We start from the raw sequence: 16,763 nt of genomic DNA, 5'->3' as shown, positions 1-16,763 counted from the left end.
GAAAAACCAAGAAAGACGCCCTGCGCTGCCTCAAACGCCGTCTATCGCACACCGTCTTCCAAGCCCTCAAGGCCGACCACCAGACCGCCCAACGCACCGCCGCTTGACATAGGAGCTACTGCTCGGCGTCGTTAGGTGACCAGGGTGACCGAATTCGCCCGGCGCAGCTTGCCCGACGGCGTCTTCGGGATGGTGCCCGGCCCGAGCACCACGACGTTGCGGGGCCGCATGTCAACCTCTTTGAGCACCTCGTGCGCCACCTGATGCTCGATGCGGCGCACCTCGACGGGATCCTCGAAGGCGTTGGACTCGACGGCTACGGCAAAGGTCTCGCGCGAATGTCCGGCGTCGAGTCGCACGGCCACCGCGCACCCCGGGCGGACACCGTCGACGCGGCCCGCCGCCCGCTCGATGTCGGTCGGGTAGATGTTGCGGCCGGCCATGATGATGACGTCCTTGACCCGGCCGCACACCACGACGTGACCGTTCTCGGTGAGGTAGCCAAGGTCGCCGGTGTCGTACCAGCCGTGCTCGTCCTGGGCCGGGATGAAGCCGCCCATGGTGAGGTAGCCGGGCGTCAGCGACTCGCCGCGCAGCTCGATGACGCCGACGCCGCGCGGGGGCATCACACTGCCCTGCTCGTCGATGACGCGGGCCTCGAGGTCCGTCAGCAGGGGACCGAGCGTGGCCAGCCGGCGGGTGTTGCCCTTGGTGGCGGGTACGGCCCGGCGCAGGGCGGCCAGCAGATCGGCGTCGACCTCGTCGACGACCAGACCCGCGTTGCATTCCGAGAACGACACGGCCAGCGTGGTCTCGGCCATGCCGTAGGCCGGCAGGATCGCCGAGGGCTTCAGGCCGAAAGGCTTGCCCGCGTCGAGCAGGTCCTCGACGTCGGCGGGTTCGACGGGCTCGGCGCCGGACAGCGCGAAGCGCAGGGTCGACAGGTCGAAGTCGCCCGGCTTGGCCTGGCGACGCAACCGCTTGGCGAGCAGCGCGTAGGCGAAGTTGGGCGCCGCGGTCATGGTGCCCTTGTACTTGTCGATGAGCTTGGCCCACAGCAGTGTGTCCCGCAGGAAGTCCATCGGGGTCACCTTGACCAGCTCCGCGCCGAAGTACATCGGGATGGTGAGGAAGCCGACCATGCCCATGTCGTGGAAGCAGGGCAGCCAGCTGACCATGACGTCCTTGTCGACCTCGTACTGGGCGCCGATGAACATCGCCTCCGCGTTGGAGTAGATGTTGCGGTGGGTGATCTGGACCGCTTTAGGAGACCCAGTCGAACCGGACGTTAATTGCATCAGCGCCAGGTCGTCCTCGCCGACCTCGACGGGGTCGATCGGATCCGACGCCAGCAGATCCGGGATGGTGAGGACCTTGATGCCCTTCTCCTCGAGCACGGGGATGGCCACCAGGAAGGGCTCGGAGACGATGACGGCCTTGGCCTCGATCATGCCGATGACCGTCATGGTGTCTTCGGCCCACACGGCCAGGTCGGTGCGCGGTGTGGGCTGGTGCAGCATGGTCAGGCTGGCCCCGCGCATCCACAGCCCCTGGGCCGTCGGGGCGATCTCCACCGGAAGACCGGCGAGCACACCGACCGCGTCGCCCAATTCGATGCCCGCGGCGGCCAAGCCGCCCGCGATACGACGAGCGCGCTCGTGGACCTCACCCCAGGTGTGGCGGACGGGTTCGTGGGGCTCACCGGTCACTATGCCCGTCGTCGCGGTCCGGGCATTACGGAACATCTTCTCGGTAAACCTGCTCACAAAACCTCCTCGGTTCCGGCGCTTACCCCAAGGGCCCGGGATTTTATGTTCCGCCTGCTAGGCCTCGCTTCGCAGCAGGCGCGCGAACACAGTTGAGCAGCGATTAGGTCTCGGTACGGCCGACGCGCCGACCCCCCACCGGGGCGCCCGGTGGACAGGGAAATCGCATGGCCTTGCTCGCGGCTACTCGTCACCGCGGAATATCTTAAGCTCCTCTTAAGTAACTGCCAAACTCACGCGTCGATTTGAGGGACATATCACTTTCAGTCACGCCGTTCTGCACACGTTCAACGCTCCGTCATGGGCGCCGGCACCACGCGGGCACCGGGTACCGGTCCGGTGACCACCCGAACAGTGCGGCAGACACCCGCCCCCGATAACTGTGCGCAGACATCCGTAGCCGAGGCCTCCGAGGCGCACAGAAAGGCGCACGTCGGACCCGAGCCGGACACAATGCCGGCCAAGGCACCCGCCTCCACGCCGGCGCGCAGGGCACGCCGCAGCACCGGGTCCAGGCTCACCGCGGCCGCTTGCATTTCGTTACCCAACAGCGGCGCCAGCTGCTCCGGATCGCCCGCGGCCAGGGCCCCCAGCACCGGCCCGGGCTCATCGAGCCGCGGCGGATCCCCGACCTCCCGGAGCCGGTCCAGCTCAGCGAACACCGACGCGGTGGCCAGGCCGCTGTGCGCGAACGCCAGTACCCAGTGAAAAGTGTTGCGGGACAACACGGTAGCCAGCTCCTCGCCGCGACCGGTGCCTAGTGCGGTGCCACCGTGCAGCGCGAACGGCACATCGCTGCCCAGCTTTGCGGCGAGCATGCGCAGATCGCGGCGCGGTAAGGCGAGCTCCCACAACGAGTTCATCGCAACCAGTACCGCAGCCGCATCGGCGCTGCCGCCCGCCATTCCGCCAGCCACCGGAATGGATTTGTCGATCATGATCGAAACATCGGGTGCCCGGCCGACGTGTTCGGCCAGCCGCTCGGCCGCCTGCCAGGCGAGGTTGCGTTCATCAGTGGGCAAGTCGTCGGCTCCCTCGCCGACCAGTTCGAGCGACAGCACATCGGCGTTGCGGACCGTCACCTCGTCGAGGAGCGAGACGGCCTGAAACACCGTTGTCAGCTCGTGATAGCCGTCCTTGCGGCGATCACCTACGGCCAGGTGAAGGTTGACCTTTCCGGGCACCCGGACGGTGACCGACCCGGTGGGCACCCATAACTCGGCGGTGTTGCCATCAGACATCGCTAGTTACCAAGCCAATCACCGCAGCAGACTATCGCTGCGCTCCGCGAACCACACGCAACGGCGCCGTGAAGCGAGCCAGGCCGGTCAGCTCGCCGGTGCGGGCTGCTGCGCGACGTCCTGGCCGGCGTCCTGACCACCGGAACGGCGCAACAACCGCACAAAGTCGTCGATGCTCAGCGTCTCGCCGCGACGCGCGGGATCGATGCTGGCGGCCAACAATCGGTTCGCTGATTCGTTGCCCGAGCCCGCCCACTCGGCGAACGCGTTGCGAGATGTCTTGCGCCGCTGGGCGAACGCGATGTCCACCAGCTCAAAAACCTGCTGACGGAAGGCTTCGTCGGTGGGCCACGGCGACGTGGCGTACCGATCGATGCGCACCAGCCCGGAATACACGCGCGGGATCGGCCAGAAGACAGTGGGCGACACCATGCCGCAGCGGCGCACCCGGCCGAAGAAGCGCACCTTGACGCTGGGCACGCCATACTCCTTGCCGCCCGGCTCGGCGGCAAGCCGTTCGGCGACCTCGGCCTGCACCATCACCGTCAAAGTCTGGATCGACGGAAATTCGGCCAGCAGGTGCAGCAGCGCCGGGACCGCGACGTTGTACGGCAGGTTGGCGACTAGGGCTGTCGGGGCTGTCGGGGCTGTCGGGGCCGTGGTGGTTTTTGGGGCCAAATCGCCGCGGCGCAGCGACAGGACGTCGCGGTTCAGCACCGTCAGCCGCTGGATCTCACTGTGCGAGTGCTCCGCGATGGTCTGCGGTAGCCGATCGGCCAACACCGGGTCGATTTCGACGGCTGTGACGGTGGCGCCGCGGTCGAGCAACGCCAGGGTGAGCGACCCGAGGCCGGGCCCCACCTCCATCACCGAGTCAGACCGGCCGACCCCAGAGGTCGAGACCACGCGTCGCACCGTGTTGGCATCGTGGACGAAGTTCTGGCCCAGTGATTTGCGGGGCCGAAATTCGAGTTCTTTGGCCAGCCGCCTGATCTCGGTGCGCCCGAGCAGCCGGATGGTCAGCCTGCACCCGCTCTTCCGCTGCACACTGGCCACGCACCCCACCCCTGGCGCGCTCGTGTGACCTCGGCAACGGCAATCTGCTCTTCGCGGGTGGCGAGGTCGGCACGGGGCGCATACCGCAGCCCGCCGTTGGCCTCCCAGGTGCCCTGGTCGAATTGCACGCCACCGTAATACCCGTTGCCGGTGTTGATCCCCCAGTTTCCGCCGGCCTCGCAGCCCGCGATGGCGTCCCAGGTCGATCCATTGCTCACCGCGGGCACCTCGGTGCCGGGCTTGGTGCCCACCCGCAGCACCGCTTCGCGGGCCGGCGTGATCACGGTGTTGGCGACGGGGAGCCGGCCGGTTTCGACACCGTTGACCGTGGCCACCGCGAACGTCACATCCTGCTCGCCCGGGGTTCCCGGGTCTTCGACGACCTGTCGGCTGATGTTCATCTCGGGGTCCTCGATGCGCCGGGAGCTCGGCGGCAGCGGAAGCCGCTGGGTGACCCGCTGGATGCGGTTACGGGTCACCTGGATCTGCATACCGTCGACGATCGGCGATGCCGCGCCGGGCACCGCCTGGTCGCTGTCGAGCAGCGGAGCACCGGCGGCGTTCAGCATGCCGGCGACTGTGGGCGCCGCCAGGTGCACCGTGCGCACCGCGCCGCCGTCGTTGATCTGCACCGTCTTAGCGCTCACCACCGGCAGCGCCATCCCGGCCAGCGGAACGCGGCTGCCGCGGTTGGCCGCGGCGGGGGCCGTGTCGGTCATGGCGAGTTGGGCCAGCGCCTCGTCCACGGTGGAAGCCGTGGTCCACACCTGCTTGACGCCCTGACCGTCCAGCGAGATCTGCAATGGGCGGCTGCGACGCAGCACGACGTTCTCGCCGTCGTGCACCGCCACGTCAGCGGCCGGATACAGGTCGTCACGCTCGGTGACGGCGAACCCGTTCTCCTTGACGACGTCGATCACGTGCGACTTCATGGTCTTCACCCGCATCGCGGTGCCGTCGACGTTCAATGTCACCGTTTTGGACACAGATACCGCGTAGCCACCGGCGAACGCCAGAACCAAGAGCAGCCCTGCGACGATAAGCCGCAACGTGGGCGACGGGTTTTGCTGAAGTTTTGTCAATATATTCAACGCGCGACTACCAGCAACTTAGTAAGCACTTTAACGACCTATTCAGCTCGAAAATCACAACTCAAAAGGGCAAAGACTAAAAAGTAGAGCCCGAAGGCCCATCCGTTCGATCACAAGACGGTAACGAACTGGCCAATCTAGAGCAACTCGGGCACGGAAGTTGTACAAGAAATCACACCGACCGGGGCGGAGTCAGACCCTGGGCGGGTCCAGTCCATACACCCGTCGAGCATTGCCCGTCGTGATCCCCGCCAGGTCCTCGGGAGTACGTTCTATCAGCTCAGCGATGGCCCGCACGGTGTACGGCAGGCAGTACGGTTCGTTTGCCATGCCGCGGTGGGGATGCGGGGTCAAAAATGGCGCGTCGGTTTCCACCAGCAGCTGCTCCACCGGTATCAGCGGAACGGCCTTCCGCAACGCGCGCGCGTTACGGAAACTGACCGTACCGGACAGGCTGAGCCACCACCCAGCGTCCACGCAGCGGCGGGCCATCGCACTGTCCGACGAAAAGCAGTGAAAGATCACGGTGTCGGGCGCGCCCTCGGCCCGCAACACGTCGAGCACCTCAGCGTCGGCCTCCCGGTTGTGGATCATCAACGGTTTGCCGCATCGCTTGGCGAGGTCGATGTGCCAGGCAAACGCCTCGCGCTGCACGCCGGGCTCGGCGCAGCCATCGAGGCGGCCGGGCCAGTACAGATCCATGCCGGTCTCACCGACAGCCACCACCCTCGGATGGGCTGCCAATTTCTCGATCTCGGCGCGCGCGTCTTCGGTGAGCGCGCCCGCGCGGGTCGGGTGCAACGCCACCGCCGCGTACACCCGCGGATCCCATTCGGCGGCGCGGGTCACCCAGCGCGCCGAACGCAGATCGTCGGCGATGGTGACCACCGCGCGCACACCGACCGCCTCGGCGCGATCGAGGATGGCGCGCACATCGTCCGCCCCCATGTCCGGGCCGGCGCCGCACGCGTCGAGGTGGGTGTGCGCATCGATCAACGGCGCCAACGGCTCCGGCGCGGGTGGCGCTTCCCGTCTGGCTGGGCGCTCAGAACTCACCCGCCACACAATAGGGTGAATCCCGATGAAGCCCTATTACGTCACCACCGCAATCGCGTACCCCAATGCCGCGCCGCACGTGGGTCACGCGTACGAATACATCGCCACCGACGCGATCGCCCGGTTCAAGCGGCTCGACGGCTTCGACGTGCGCTTCCTGACCGGAACCGACGAGCACGGCCAGAAGGTCGCCGAGGCCGCCGCGGCCGCGGGTGTGCCGACGGCCCAGCTGGCCCGGCGGAATTCCGACGTATTCCAGCGCATGCAGGAGGCGCTGAATATCTCCTTCGACCGCTTCATCCGCACCACCGATGCCGACCACCACGAGGCGTCCAAGGAGATCTGGCGGCAGATGGAGGCGGCCGGCGACATCTACCTGGGCACCTATTCCGGGTGGTACTCGGTGCGCGACGAGCGGTTTTTCACCGACTCGGAGACCGAGGTCCGCGATGATGGCACCCGCGTCGCCATCGAAACCGGCACCCCGGTGACCTGGACCGAGAAGGAGCAGACCTATTTCTTCCGGCTGTCGGCGTATACCGAAAAGCTGCTGGCGCACTACGACGCCAACCCGGACTTCATCGGACCCGAGGTGCGCCGCAACGAAGTGGTCAGCTTCGTCTCCCGCGGACTGGAAGATTTCTCGATCTCGCGCACCACGTTCGACTGGGGTGTGCAGGTACCCGGCCACCCCGACCACGTCATGTACGTCTGGGTCGACGCACTGACCAACTACCTCACCGGTGCCGGCTTCCCCGACACCGACTCGGAGTTGTTCCGCCGCTACTGGCCCGCCGATTTGCACATGATCGGCAAGGACATCATCAGATTCCATGCCGTCTACTGGCCCGCGTTCTTGATGTCGGCCGGAATCGAGCTGCCGCGAAGGGTTTTCGCGCACGGGTTCTTGCACAACCGCGGCGAGAAGATGAGCAAGTCGGTGGGCAACATCGTCGATCCGGTGGCACTGGCGCAGACGTTCGGCGTGGACCAGGTGCGCTACTTCCTGCTGCGCGAGGTGCCGTTCGGCCAGGACGGCAACTACAGCGAGGAAGCCATCGTCAACCGGATCAACACCGACCTGGCCAACGAACTCGGCAACCTCGCCCAACGGTCGTTGTCGATGGTGGCCAAGAACTTGGGCGGGGCAGTACCCGAACCCGGTGAGCTCAACTCTGCCGACACCGAGCTACTCGCGACCGCTGACGGCTTGCTGGAGCGCGTCCGCGCCAACTTCGACGCGCAAGCGATGCACCTGGCCCTCGAGGCGATCTGGCTGATGCTCGGCGATGCCAACAGGTACTTCTCGACCGAGCAGCCATGGGTGCTGCGTAAGAGCGAAACCGAGTCGGATCAGGTGCGGTTTCGTACCGTCCTGTACATAACCTGCGAGGTTGTCCGTATCGCGGCGCTGCTGGTGCAGCCTGTCATGCCCGAGTCGGCCGGCACGATGCTGGATTTACTCGGCCAGGCCGAAGACCAGCGGGCGTTCGCTGCCATCGGCGCGCGGTTGGTCCCTGGCACCGCACTGCCGGCGCCTACGGGGGTGTTCCCCCGCTACCAGCCGTCTGGCACCACCGAAGTCGTGTGAGCGGGGCGAACGCGCCGTGTCAATCCCAATCGCCGCTAGTCCAGGCGGTGCTGATCGCCCGCGCAGTGCGCCGCCTGACAAATTGGCTGAAATAGTCGATCCGTTCTGGTTGCAGGATGCCGGTCAGCACGAGTGACCAGCTCTTCTCGAGGTCGAGCAGGAACCGCTCCGGTTCGTCAAGATTGCTGGCCTGTCGCAACCCCATATGCAGCGATACGATGAGGCGTCCCACATCCTGTGGACTACACCGCTCGTCGATGTCGCCCTCGGCGATGGCCTTCTCGACAACCCCGGCGAGCGCTTGGATCCAGTCGTCTAATAGCCTCTCCTGCATTCCCTCCGACCGACCGGCCGACTCGAGCAGGTTCAGTCCGGCCCTGGCCCCGTCGGTCTGGACATCGCGGGCGGCGATCAGGTAAGAGAAATCGATCAGCGTCTCGAGGCCGGAAAGACTTCGGGAAAGCAGATCTTCCATGGCGACAGCACCCGCGGCGGTCTGTCGCTCGATGATCGCGACCGCCAGCGCATACTTCGAACGAAAATGGAAATACATTGCGCCCTTGGTCAGTTCGGCGTCGGTCAGGATGTCTTCGAGGCAGACGTCGTGGTAGGCCCGCCGAGCGAACTGATGAGAGGCGGCCCGCAAAATCTGTCGCCGCGTCATGTCGGCGCGTCCGTCAGTCGAGTTGGTCGTCATTGCAGCCGAGCACTCACGCGCCCAGTATCGGGTGATTGCGATCGCCGTTGGCTATCGGAGCGGCCGCCACGCGGGTGACGGTTTCCAGGCCGGCAACACGGGCCGGGTCGATCGTCTTCACGTTTACGATGCCCTCCTCGAACGAGGCGCAGAGTTCGGTCCGAACGAGAGAACTCATCGTCGTATCTCGGACGGCATTTGGGCCGCTTCTGCGGTTAGCAGTATGTTCTAGACCTACAGAGTCCCGACGCTGACGACCAAAACCCTACGCTGCAATAACTGAAAGTTCGTACATCAGGTCAATACCATACTATACGTATGTCCAGCAACGGCTGCGGTGTTTATCGGTTTGTTGCCTGCCTTCGCGCTTGGCCGAGCGCGTCCGGCGATTCTCCGGCAGCCTGTTGACGTCTTGACGGTCAGCCGCCGTTCGTGGAACCGCGGGCGCCGCTCACCGACGAGCGCGGCACGCGACACTTCATTGGCCGTTGGCTGTCGTCGTTGAGTCGCGCGGGATATCAAGCGTTGCAATCGGATACAGCCCCGAGCTGTCACGGCCGTCGCGGGCCAACGACATGGGCGCGTAATTCACCACGTGTGAGGCGGCCGGCTTGTGCTGTTGCCATTCCACGGACGCGCGCAGCGTGTAGTGCCCCGGCGGCAAGCCTGTGAGATCGATACGAACAGACTCGGTTGATGACGCCGGGTCCGCCACCTCGCGTGAGCGGTCGCTTTGATCGTCGTGAACTAGCATCTTGAGATTGACCGTTGCGGGCAGCGCGCGAACCACCGCTCCCGAGAAATCCACCAGCTTGTACCCGGGTACCCAGTTTTCGGTGGCGGCTGCCGAGCCGTAGTTGGTCCAGACGACAGCTATGGTCGCTATCTTGCCCTGTATTGATTGCGAACCCGGCTGCGTTTCGACCGAGTACCGGTAGCCGGCCGATGAGTTAACTTGAGCCCAAAGCAGATACAGCTTGGGGTCCATCGCCGAGGTCGAATCACGGTCTGGGAACTTGGCACTCGAAGTCATCGAGACGTGATACCTGACGACATCGTGCAGGCCCTTTTGGTAGTACGACTGGGGGTCGGTTCCCTTCGGCAAGCCACACCACTCAGTGATGACCAGCGCCGAGGCCAGCCGCTGCTTGATCGCGTTAACAACCGCATCGTTGGAAAGCACGTAGTGAGAGTCGTTGGACTCGGCCCATGCCGGCAATGGCGCCTGGCCACCGAGGCAATCCGAGCGGATGCCCACCGGCGCGGACAGCTTTTTCGTAACGTCATTGGCAAACAATTCGCGCACGATCTCCGGGTTTTGCGGCGTGACCACCAATTGCGTATCGGGAAAGGCGTTCACGTTGGCCGCGACCAGCTGCCGAATGGATGCGATGGTGATGCTCTGATCACGGAACTGGCTGTAATACCCGAGGGTCGCGACGCTGTCGTCGGGTTCCGCGGCCGGCGCACCCGCCGTGTCATGCGAATACGCGATGTGGTTCTCGCTGAAATCCCCATACCCTGAAAACTCGAAAACGCTTAGCCGCTCGTCGCCGTCATAGCGGCGGCCGAGCGCAGCGAGCAGCTGCTCGAAGCTGTTCAGGTACGTGGGGTCATTCCAATTCGGTATCACCTGGGTCACCCCTGGTGTGGGACTGTTCGGCGGCGCAGGGTAGTTCGTGCTGGCGCCCGGAACGGTACGCACCCAGTCGGGGATCTCGATATTCGTGTTGTCCGGGTAAAAATCGTTGCAACAGGACTTGTAGGCGTATACCCGCAGCGTCAGCCGCATGTTGCGGTCAGCCAGCTTGTTCAGCTGGTCGTCGATCGCACTGAAGTCGTATTTGCGATCGTCGGCAGCATCGGGCGGCAGCGTTCGCGGATCGGTGGGCTGCAACTGCCGCCACGAGACACGCAGACTGGCGTCGCTCGACGCGGGCCACGCCGGATACCGCTGCTGCGCGGAATCGCCTTGCGGGAAGAGCGGAACCAAGAGGTCTTCGTACTGGCCACGCAGCGGGTTGGCTATCTCCTGAACGGTGGGCGGTATGGCTGGGCTGACCATCGCGTTCAGCGGCCCGGGGTCGCTCTTACCACTACATCCGCTGCATCCGCTCAGGGCCAGCACCGCGCACGCGACAGCGACTATCCCGTTTTTCCCCGACATACAAACCATCGTCGCCAGTGCTAGATGGCGTCCAGCGACAAAGCCTCGCGATCGGCGAGAAACGGCATCGGCATCCAGCGCGCAGACAGTAACCCCTCCATCGCATTCCCCGGGATGGGGCGCGACAACAAGAATCCCTGCGCCCGATGGCATCCGTGTTGCATTAAAGTCAATGCAGCAGCGGGTGTTTCGACTCCCTCGGCGACAACCTGCATGCCGAATGCCTCGGCAAGCCCGATGATGGCGCGAACGATGGCCAGGTCGCCGGCGTTGGTGCCCAAGTCGCGTACGAATGAGGCGTCGATCTTGAGCACGTCGACTGGGAGGGACTTCAAGTGCGACAGAACCGCATAGCCGGTGCCGAAGTCGTCGATGGCTATCTGGACGCCGACGTCCTTGAGCTCCGTGAGGGTCTTGCGAGTTGCTTCGATGTCGTGCACCACCGCGCGCTCGGTGATCTCCAGACATACCGATCCGCCGTCGATGCAGAACTCCTCGATGGTGTCGGCAACGCTGCGAACAAACCCGCGGGTGATCAGTTGAACAGGCGACACATTGATGCGCAATACGGCGCCTTGTCCTACCCCGTGGGATCTCCACCGGCTGAATTCGGCGCAGGCGCTTCGCATCACCCATCGGCCCAATTCCCCTGCGAGGTTGGTCGATTCGGCTACGCCGATAAATGAATCCGGAAGTAGCAGTCCCCAAATCGGGTGCCGCCAGCGCACCAGCGCCTCCGTCGCCACGATGGCACCGGTCCACAAGTCGACCTCGGGGAGGTAGTGCAGCAGTAGCGCTTCGCTGTCGATGTCGCCCTGTAGATGTAGCTCGATGTCGTTGCGGAACGCGCTTTTGAGAGACATGTCATCGGTGGACACCGCCACCTGGTTGCCACCCCCGCGCTTGGCGGTCAAAACGGCCTCGTCGGCACGACAGAGCAGATCGGTGCCGTTATCACGCCCCGGCATGCCCACGGCCAGCCCGATGCTGACGGTACGGGTGATCATGTGCCCGCCGATCGCCAGGCGCTCGTGCAGCATCGCTCCGAGGCGTCGGGCGAACGACTCTGCGGTTCCCGTAGACATCGGCTGGTCTGGAATGACGACGAATTCATCGCCACCCAGCCGGCCGATCATGCTCTGACTCCCTGCACACACCCGAATGCGCTGCGCGAACACCCTGATGAACCAGTCACCCGCAGTATGGCCGAGGTAATCGTTGATCGGCTTGAGGCGGTCGAGGTCGAGGTAAAGGACCGCGACAGGTCCGCCGCTTCCCGCGGCGAGCCGTTCGGAAAGGTGGGCGACCAGCGCCCGCCGGTTGTACAGCCCGGTCAGATCGTCGTGCTCGGCCAGATAGCGAAGCTTCTCCTCGGCCGCGATACGCGCCTGGAGCTGCGCGAACAGGGCCGCGACTGCCTCGAGCGTGTTGATCTCTTCTTGCTTCCATTTCCTGGCGCCGAACTTGACGAAGCCGAGCACTCCGGTGGTGATCTCGCCTGACACCAGCGGTGCGGCGGCCACCGAGGGCGAGGTCGGCGTGTTGCCTCGGCCGAGCCAGCGCGGCAGGGAATGGCCGCCCTGCTCAGGCCGTATCACCACCGGTTTTCTGCCGTGTTCGCATTGGGCGAGCACGGGCTCGGCGCTGGTGAAGTGGACGACAGCCAGGGGGTCGGGGTCCGGCACGTCGGTTCGCGGCGGCCATTCGGCAACCAGGACCGACGCGCGGATGTCGTGATCGTGGTGGCGCAGGAAACTGGCGTCCACATCGAACTGCTCGACGAGCTGTGCGAGAACCTTTTCACTCACCTGGGTCGCGGTGGATGCCGTAGCCTCCATTAGCCGGGTGGCAACGGAGGTGACGACGATATCCAGGCTTCGCGGCAAGGCGTCCTCCGATGTGAAGCATATGTCCCATTCTAGGCGCCCGGCCCAGTCAGGGGATAGTCGTCTTCAACGCTGCCTCTCCCGATGCACGCCGATGCGCACCGGAGAGCCCCATCGTTCGTGTGGCTTGTCTGGCCGGCCCGGGGCAGGTCACGAAATTCGGAATACGAATTTCTGACGCAAATCGTATCAGCTGCAACCCGGCAGCGGCCGCGCTCAATTTCAGCGACCGTGGCGGCCCGAGGGCGACCCGCCTGCCGCGTCATAGGCGCGTTTTCGGATAAGCCATACGCCTGCTGGTCAACGCGAACCGGTAACCCCAGCAAGCTGGACGCCTTGGCGTCGGTTCCGCCGAGCTTGCGATCGCCGGCCGCAAATACCGCTGACGCCCCCCCGGGGGGATGCACTATTGGCGACAGCAAATGCCCGTCGCACTCGCGACAAAACGTTGGCTCGCACCGGCGGCAAAGATCGTCGGTCCACGCGACAACCTCATCTTCTTGCAGAAGAGAGGTTGTGAGACAGCTCACAATTGCCGGCGGGACTGTCACGCCGGGCCGGCCTGCGGTGTCTCAAAGGGCAAACGCCTAGAACAGGAGACACTCATGACAGAGCTGACCGGCCAAAGAACTCATGTCGTCGTCATTGGCGGCGGATACGCCGGAACACTGGCTGCCAATCACCTGCGCGTGCGCCCCGACGTCGACATCACGCTGGTGAACCCGCGTCCGGTCTTCGTCGAGCGAATCCGCCTGCACCAGCTGGTCGCCGGCAGCGGCACCGCCACCGTCGATTACGACACGCTGCTCGGCGACGGCATCCGGCTGATCGTCGACGGCGCCGACCGCATCGACACCGCCGAGCGGCGGGTGCTGCTGGCGTCGGGCGCCGCGCTGGACTACGACTACCTGATCTACGCGGTGGGCAGCACCGGGGCGCTGCCGGCGGTGCGCGGCGCGGCCGAATTCGCTTATTCCGTCGCCGATCTGAAAAGCGCGCAACGGCTGCGTCATGTCCTGGCCGACCTGCCCCCAGACGCTCCCGTCGCGGTGGTGGGCGGCGGCCTGACCGGCATCGAAGCGGCTTCCGAGCTGGCCCAGCAGGGGCGTCCGGTGACCCTGGTCTGCGGCAGCGTCCTGGGCCCGTCGTTGAGCGCACGCGGTCGGCGTTCGGTGGGCAAACGGCTGCGCAGGCTGGGTGTGGACGTGCTGGAATCCGTGGCGGTTAGCGAGGTGCGATGGGATGCGGTGGTACTCAGCGACGGCGCCGTGCTGCCCAGCGCGGCCACGGTATGGACCGCCGGTTTCGGGGTGCCGGACCTGGCCGCCCGCAGCGGACTTCGCACCGATGCGCTGGGCCGGCTACTCACCGATGAAACGCTGACCAGCATCGACGACGAACGCGTCGTCGCCGCGGGTGACGCGGCCGCCCCGTCGGGCCACCCGTTGCGGATGAGCTGCCAGGCCGCCATTCCGTTGGGGGCCCAAGCCGCCAACACCGTGCTCAGCCGCATCGCCGCAAACCCGCCCGCGCGGGTGAGCCAGGCGTTTGTGGGGCAGTGCATCAGCCTGGGCCGTGCGCACGGAACCATCCAGCTGGCGCGCACCGACGACACCCCGGTGAACATCGTCGTAGGTGGCCGCACCGCCGCGTCCATCAAGGAAGCGATCTGCAAGGGCACGGTGTGGGCCATCCGGCGCGAAGCCGCCAAGCCCGGCTCGTACTACTGGCTCAAAGGCGGCAAGCGCTCCGCACAATTGGCCGCTGACCGGCAGGGCGCTTTGCGATGATGCCGTCGGGAGGCGAGCACGCCGAGCGATTCATGCTGCTGCGCCCGTTGCTGTTCACCATCGCCTACGAAATCCTGGGTTCGGCAACCGAGGCCGACGACGTGCTGCAGGACAGCTACCTGCGGTGGGCGGACGTCGACTTGGCGGGGGTCCGCGATACCAAGTCCTATCTGGCCCGGCTGGTCACCCGCCAGGCGCTCAACACATTGCGGGCCGACGCGCGTCGCCGTGAGGACTACGTGGGACCCTGGCTGCCCGAGCCGCTGCTGCTCGACGACCAGGACCGTCGGCCGATGTCGTTCTGGCGGAATCGGTTTCGATGGCCATGCTGGTCTTGCTGGAAACGCTGAGCCCGGACGAACGAGCGGTGTTCGTGCTTCGGGAGGTGTTCGGTTTCGACTACGACGAGATCGCCGAGGCGGTGGGCAAACCGACGCCGACAGTACGACAGATTGCCCATCGGGCACGCGAACACGTGCGGGCGCGGCGGAAGCGATACCCACCAGGACAGGTTGTAGATCCTCGTCGCAACGCCGAGATCACCGCCCAGTTTTTGGCCACCGCGGCCAGCGGCGACGTGGACGCGTTGATGGCGATGCTCGCCCCGGACGCCACCTGGACCGCCGACAGCGGCGGGCGGGTCAGCGCCGCCCGCCGACCGGTCGTCGGCGCCGAGCGGGTGGCCAGGGCCATCGCCGGGCTGGTGCGCAAAGCCGGCGCGGATCTGCGCGTGGCAATGGTCACGTGCAACAGCGCCCCAGCCGTGTTGCTCTACCTGGGCGAAGGGCTCGAGGCGGTGATCACGGTGGAGATCGCCGACGACAAGATCACCAACTTCTACGTGATGCGCAACCCCGAAAAGCTCACAACTCTGGCCGTGACGCGCGAGATCAGCCGGGACTGAAAGCCCACCGAGCGCTGCCAATGCCGCAAATCCGCGGTTCTGTCAAGCTAGGGCGGTGCGAATCGACCGACTCGGCGATCTTGGCGGCGCGCCTGCGGTGCTGCGCGCCGTCGGTCACGCCACGGGCAGGCTCGATTTGCCGCCGCCGGCCGCGCTGACCGGCGATTGGTTCGATGCACTGGCGGTGATCGTGCCCAGCTTGGCGGCGCGACCGGTGGACCCGAACAGGGCGGGCGACGTGTTCGCAGTCCGTCCGGGCCCCGATGCGCCCCGCCACCTCGGGTCCAAAGGGTCCACGTCCGGGGCGGTCGGTGGCGGGTGGTTCGGCTACCTCTCCTACCCGGACCCCGGCGCGGATGGACGGCCCGCACGGATCCCCGAGGCCGCCGGCGGGTGGACCGACTGTGTGCTGCGCCGCGACCGTGACGCGCAGTGGTGGTACGAGAGCCTGTCCGGGGCGCAGATGCCGGATTGGCTGGCGGGCGCGCTGGCAACGGTGCCGGCAACGATGTCTGCACCGCCGCAGGATTGCTGTATCGACTGGGAAGCGCCCGACCGGGAGTCCCATCGCAACGGCGTACTTGCCTGCCTGGAGGCGATCCGCGCGGGCGAGATCTACCAGGCGTGCGTGTGCACGCAGTTCACCGGAACAGTCAGCGGAGCCCCGCTGGACTTCTTCATCGCCGGGGCGGCAGGCACTTCTCCGGCGCGCGCGGCCTATGTCGCTGGAGAATGGGGTGCGGTGGCATCGCTGTCTCCGGAGCTTTTCCTTCTTCGCCGTGGGGACGTCGTGACGTCCAGCCCGATCAAGGGCACCCTGCCGTTGGACGCCTGGCCGTCGGCGCTGCGGGCTTCGGCCAAAGACGTAGCAGAGAACATCATGATCGTGGATCTGGTCCGCAATGACCTTGGCCGGGTGGCGATTACCGGCACAGTCACCGTGCCGGAGCTGTTGGTCGTGCGGCGCGCGCCCGGCGTGTGGCACCTGGTCTCCACGGTGTCGGCACGGGTTCGGACAGAGCTGCCGACGTCGACGCTGTTGGACGCAGCCTTCCCACCGGCCTCGGTCACCGGAACTCCCAAGCTTCGTGCCCGCCAATTGATTTCGCAATGGGAGCAGCATCGTCGCGGGATATACTGTGGCACAGTTGGATTGGCGTCCCCCATCGCCGGGTGCGAGTTCAACGTCGCGATCCGAACTGTCGAGTTCGACACCATCGGAAACGCCGTGCTGGGGGTCGGCGGCGGGATCACCGCCGACTCCGATCCCGACGCCGAATGGCAGGAGTGCCTGCACAAAGCGGCGCCCATCGTCGGACTGCCGTCCGCGGCGGCCGCCGCGGCGGTCGGTTAACCAGGCTGGAATTTGCCGATAACGCCCATGGCTAGACGGTATGGGAAGGCTGGGGCCTCACTGCATGTGAACGTGGGTTGCCGACAGGAATCAGGTCCTGGCCGGTAGAGCCACAAGATGTAGGAGGCCCCAGTGAAACGTCATCGTACGAGTGTTGGGTTGGA

General features: G+C 65.7%; 12 protein-coding genes and 1 pseudogene. 4 read left to right on the top strand and 9 right to left on the bottom strand.

Annotated elements, in window-relative coordinates:
- Window positions 1-131: 131 nt before the first annotated feature.
- From ACLP9N_RS40080 to ACLP9N_RS40060, 5 genes are all read right to left on the bottom strand, one after another.
- Window positions 132-1,766, bottom strand: a complete 1,635-nt coding sequence (locus ACLP9N_RS40080; protein WP_442412588.1) for a fatty acyl-AMP ligase — start codon at window positions 1,764-1,766, stop codon at window positions 132-134.
- Between the two features lie 287 nt (window positions 1,767-2,053).
- Entirely contained in the window at window positions 2,054-3,007 is a 954-nt protein-coding gene (locus ACLP9N_RS40075) for a 4-(cytidine 5'-diphospho)-2-C-methyl-D-erythritol kinase (protein WP_442412587.1), read from the bottom strand.
- An 87-nt stretch (window positions 3,008-3,094) separates the two neighbouring features.
- On the bottom strand, window positions 3,095-4,063 hold the full coding sequence (rsmA, locus tag ACLP9N_RS40070; RefSeq protein WP_442412586.1) for a 16S rRNA (adenine(1518)-N(6)/adenine(1519)-N(6))-dimethyltransferase RsmA: 969 nt from the start codon (window positions 4,061-4,063) through the stop codon (window positions 3,095-3,097).
- Window positions 4,027-5,154, bottom strand: a complete 1,128-nt coding sequence (locus tag ACLP9N_RS40065; RefSeq protein WP_442412585.1) for a transglycosylase family protein — start codon at window positions 5,152-5,154, stop codon at window positions 4,027-4,029. Before ACLP9N_RS40065 ends, rsmA begins: the two co-directional genes overlap by 37 nt.
- A gap of 192 nt (window positions 5,155-5,346) precedes the next feature.
- Window positions 5,347-6,210: a TatD family hydrolase gene (locus ACLP9N_RS40060; protein ID WP_442412584.1), complete on the bottom strand. Its 864-nt coding sequence runs from the start codon at window positions 6,208-6,210 to the stop codon at window positions 5,347-5,349.
- 25 nt (window positions 6,211-6,235) lie between these two features.
- On the opposite strand from ACLP9N_RS40060, the gene metG reads away from it, so the two are divergent.
- Window positions 6,236-7,801 carry a methionine--tRNA ligase gene (gene metG / locus ACLP9N_RS40055; protein ID WP_442412583.1) on the top strand — a complete coding sequence of 522 codons (1,566 nt, stop codon included), beginning with the start codon at window positions 6,236-6,238 and terminating at the stop codon, window positions 7,799-7,801.
- 19 nt (window positions 7,802-7,820) lie between these two features.
- On the opposite strand, the gene ACLP9N_RS40050 is transcribed toward metG, so the two are convergent.
- From ACLP9N_RS40050 to ACLP9N_RS40035, 4 genes are all read right to left on the bottom strand, one after another.
- Window positions 7,821-8,498 carry a TetR family transcriptional regulator gene (locus ACLP9N_RS40050; RefSeq protein ID WP_442412582.1) on the bottom strand — a complete coding sequence of 226 codons (678 nt, stop codon included), beginning with the start codon at window positions 8,496-8,498 and terminating at the stop codon, window positions 7,821-7,823.
- Between the two features lie 13 nt (window positions 8,499-8,511).
- A complete protein-coding gene (locus tag ACLP9N_RS40045) occupies window positions 8,512-8,676 on the bottom strand; it encodes a hypothetical protein (RefSeq protein WP_442412581.1) in 165 nt (54 codons plus the stop codon).
- Between the two features lie 300 nt (window positions 8,677-8,976).
- Window positions 8,977-10,674, bottom strand: coding sequence for a hypothetical protein (locus ACLP9N_RS40040; RefSeq protein ID WP_442412580.1), 1,698 nt, complete (start codon window positions 10,672-10,674; stop codon window positions 8,977-8,979).
- A gap of 11 nt (window positions 10,675-10,685) precedes the next feature.
- Window positions 10,686-12,551 carry a putative bifunctional diguanylate cyclase/phosphodiesterase gene (locus ACLP9N_RS40035; protein WP_442412579.1) on the bottom strand — a complete coding sequence of 622 codons (1,866 nt, stop codon included), beginning with the start codon at window positions 12,549-12,551 and terminating at the stop codon, window positions 10,686-10,688.
- 605 nt (window positions 12,552-13,156) lie between these two features.
- On the opposite strand from ACLP9N_RS40035, the gene ACLP9N_RS40030 reads away from it, so the two are divergent.
- The 3 genes and pseudogenes from ACLP9N_RS40030 (at window position 13,157) to ACLP9N_RS40020 (ending at window position 16,599) form a co-directional block, all read left to right on the top strand.
- The gene (locus tag ACLP9N_RS40030; protein ID WP_442412578.1) at window positions 13,157-14,341 is read left to right on the top strand and encodes an NAD(P)/FAD-dependent oxidoreductase; all 1,185 of its coding nucleotides are present in this window, start codon (window positions 13,157-13,159) and stop codon (window positions 14,339-14,341) included.
- Window positions 14,341-15,245: pseudogene (locus ACLP9N_RS40025) on the top strand (RNA polymerase sigma-70 factor). Before ACLP9N_RS40030 ends, ACLP9N_RS40025 begins: the two are co-directional and overlap by 1 nt.
- 55 nt (window positions 15,246-15,300) lie before the next feature.
- On the top strand, window positions 15,301-16,599 hold the full coding sequence (locus ACLP9N_RS40020) for an aminodeoxychorismate synthase component I (protein ID WP_442412577.1): 1,299 nt from the start codon (window positions 15,301-15,303) through the stop codon (window positions 16,597-16,599).
- Window positions 16,600-16,763: the final 164 nt, after the last annotated feature.

Source organism: Mycobacterium sp. (assembly GCF_052144515.1).
In the GTDB taxonomy this organism is placed as follows: domain Bacteria; phylum Actinomycetota; class Actinomycetes; order Mycobacteriales; family Mycobacteriaceae; genus Mycobacterium.
The sequence above is the reverse complement of the archived record's forward strand: the minus strand, read 5'-3'. Positions and strand labels throughout refer to the sequence as shown.

Bases quoted from the DNA above. Each gene is read 5' to 3' on its own strand.
- ACLP9N_RS40075 (WP_442412587.1), bottom strand. From the start codon at position 3,007: ATGTCTGATGGCAACACCGCCGAGTTATGGGTGCCCACCGGGTCGGTC.
- ACLP9N_RS40040 (WP_442412580.1), bottom strand. From the start codon at position 10,674: ATGGTTTGTATGTCGGGGAAAAACGGGATAGTCGCTGTCGCGTGCGCG.
- ACLP9N_RS40030 (WP_442412578.1), top strand. From the start codon at position 13,157: ATGACAGAGCTGACCGGCCAAAGAACTCATGTCGTCGTCATTGGCGGC.
- ACLP9N_RS40045 (WP_442412581.1), bottom strand. From the start codon at position 8,676: ATGAGTTCTCTCGTTCGGACCGAACTCTGCGCCTCGTTCGAGGAGGGC.
- metG (WP_442412583.1), top strand. From the start codon at position 6,236: ATGAAGCCCTATTACGTCACCACCGCAATCGCGTACCCCAATGCCGCG.
- ACLP9N_RS40050 (WP_442412582.1), bottom strand. From the start codon at position 8,498: ATGACGACCAACTCGACTGACGGACGCGCCGACATGACGCGGCGACAG.